3 protein-coding genes are annotated in these 2,674 nt (G+C 37.2%); 2 read left to right on the forward strand and 1 reads right to left on the reverse strand.

Features of this window, described 5'->3' with window-relative positions; genetic code table 11:
* Nucleotides 1-475, forward strand: a 475-nt coding sequence (locus F6K13_RS27495; RefSeq protein ID WP_287289065.1) for an AI-2E family transporter, incomplete at its 5' end; no start/stop codon positions are given.
* Between the two features lie 6 nt (nt 476-481).
* Here F6K13_RS27495 and F6K13_RS27500 read toward each other — a convergent pair.
* Nucleotides 482-1,330: a prephenate/arogenate dehydrogenase gene (locus tag F6K13_RS27500; protein WP_124144465.1), complete on the reverse strand. Its 849-nt coding sequence runs from the start codon at nt 1,328-1,330 to the stop codon at nt 482-484.
* Between the two features lie 36 nt (nt 1,331-1,366).
* Here F6K13_RS27500 and F6K13_RS27505 point away from each other — a divergent pair.
* Nucleotides 1,367-2,674 (forward strand): pentapeptide repeat-containing protein (locus F6K13_RS27505; RefSeq protein WP_287289067.1); only part of this gene is annotated, 1,308 nt, incomplete at its 3' end.

Consider the following 2,674-nt stretch of genomic DNA (forward strand, 5'->3'; position numbering starts at 1 on the left):
TAAATCATTAAGACAAAACTTTCAAAATTATTTTATTGGTCAGGCAACATTAGCTTGTTTAATGGGCGTAGCTATGACCATCGGTTTATTATTTCTAGGAACTCCTTTTGGTTTATTATTTGGCATAGGAATTGGTTTAATGACTTTAATTCCTTTTGGTACAGCTTTAGGTGTAACTCTCGTAAGTTTATTAATAACTTTAGAAGATTTTTGGCTAGGTATAAAGGTTTTAATAGTGATAGTTTTAATAGAGCAAGCAATTGAAAACTTTGTTGCTCCTAGAATATTAGGAGGCTTTACTGGTCTTAATCCTGTCTGGATTTTAGTCAGTTTATTAGTAGGGGCACAAGTATGGGGAATTTTGGGTTTATTAATTGCTCTCCCCATAGCAGGTTTTGTCAAAAATACTGTTAATTACCTCCGCTACTATTCAGAATTTGGCGTCGCTGAATCAAGGTATGAAAATAAAAACTGAAGAATCTCAAATTTCATGGTGTAAAAAGAGTTTTCTATTTTGCTCTGTATACCTTAACTTTTCTTCCAGAGTCTGCCAATCTTCTTGTTCAATTTGTTGAATAAACTGGTCAATTTGTTCACGAAAAGAATAGAGCGATCGTAACACCTCTCCACTATTATATTTGGCCATCATTAGTCCTAATTCAGGATTACCTCCTCCCACCCTGCTAGTGTCACGGAAGCCAGAACTAGCCAAATCTTGTGTTAACTTGAAAACTGTAGGATTAGCCTCGCTCATACAAGCAAGAATCAAACTAGCACTGGCCATAACAGGCAAATGAGAAATCAAAGCAACAGCTCTATCGTGTTCATAAGGGTCACAAAAGTAAACTTTGCTCTTGAGCATCCTTGCTATTGCCTCAACTTTCTCTATAGACTCTAGGGGAGTATTTTCAGTCGGAGTTAGAACATAAGGTCTATTTTGAAATAAACCCAACTGAGCCACTTCAATACCATTTTCTGCTTTGCCAGCCATGGGGTGTCCACCTACAAAATTAGGCCAAATGTCGGAAACAGCTTCCACAATAGGAGCCTTAACCGAGCCGACATCGGTTAAAATTGTAGTGGGAGAAAGAATTGGAATCAGCTCTTCTAAAGTAGGAATAATAACAGCTATGGGAGTACAAATAAATATTACATCAGCAATAGATAGTAAAGATAGATCCAAACTGGCCTCATCAACAGCCCCAAGAGCGAGTGCCTTTTGACAACTTTGTTCTCGACGAGATACCCCAAGAACATGATAACCTAGGGTTCTTAAATCCAATCCAATTGAGCCACCGATTAAACCTAATCCGACAATACCTATATTAATCATAATTAAATGGGGATTATACCAGGGTGCGCCCTAATGATAATCGAAGAACTTCAAAAAAAATATGCCGCTGGTGAAAGAGACTTTACTGACTTCAATCTTTTTGAGGCCAATCTTAGTGGTATTAATCTCAGTGGTGCAAATCTTAGCGGAGTCAATCTCAGCGTTGCCAACCTCAATGGGGCAAATTTAGCTGATGCTAATCTCAGTAAAGCTAAACTTAATATTACTAAACTTAATGGCGCTCATCTTAGTGGCACTAACTTAAATGATGCCGATCTTAATGTAGCTAATCTAGTTTTAGTTAATCTAAAAAAAGCTCAATTAGTTGCTGCTAAATTGATTAGAGCAGAGCTGATTAGGGCAGAATTAAGTGAGGCTAATCTCTCTTTTGCCGACTTAAGTGGAGCAAGTCTGATAGAAGCTACCCTCAGAAAAACGAATCTTAGTGGTGCCAACTTAAAGGGAGCTAACCTACGCTTTGCTTCTCTAACAGGAGCTAATTTAATAGAAACTAACTTGCAAGGAGTAGATCTTAGTGGTGCTGATCTTAGTGGTGCTGACCTTAGTGGTGCTGAACTCAGACAAACTAATTTGACTGGTGCTAACTTGAATGGAGCTGATTTAAGTGGGGCTAATTTACGTTGGGCTAGTCTGATTGGGGTTAACCTAAAGTGCGCTAATCTTAGTGATGCCAAGCTTAGTGGTGCTGACCTAAGTAGAGCTGACTTGTCCCAGGCTAATCTTTTAAATACTAGCTTAGTTCATGCTGATTTATCAAATGCTTGTTTAATTGAAGTAGATTGGATTGGAGCAGATTTAACAGGTGCAACTTTAACAGGTGCAAAAATTTATGGCGCTTCTCGCTTAGGAATTAAAACAGAAGCAGCAATCTGCGAGTGGTTTGATTTGAGTGCTAATGGAGATCGAAGTAAAGTCCATTATCTCAATGCTGAAAAAATAACAAGTTTCTTTCACGAGACTCTTCCTAAAGTGAAAATTATTGTTGATGCTCCCTTAGATAGCTCTAGTCATTATGCTCTAGCAGCAATATATTATCAAATTAGTAAGTATTTACCAGAGCTAAATCAACCACCTTCTATACAAATTAACTCTTGTCGAACAATAATCTCGTTTCAAATGAAAAGCGATAAGAAACTATTTGGTATTGCTTATGCTGCTATTATCGCTTTTAATGATGCTGCTAAGACTCAAGAGAAAATTAGCAATATGATGAAAATGCTTAACTCTCAAGATGTAAACTATTTAACTCCTAGAACGGCTAAAAAAATCCAGCAGCTAACTGCAGTTTTCAACCAATCTATTAAAAAAGTTAATCAAGTT

The sequence above is a fragment of the Okeania sp. SIO2B9 genome (assembly GCF_010672505.1).
Classification (GTDB): domain Bacteria; phylum Cyanobacteriota; class Cyanobacteriia; order Cyanobacteriales; family Microcoleaceae; genus Okeania; species Okeania hirsuta.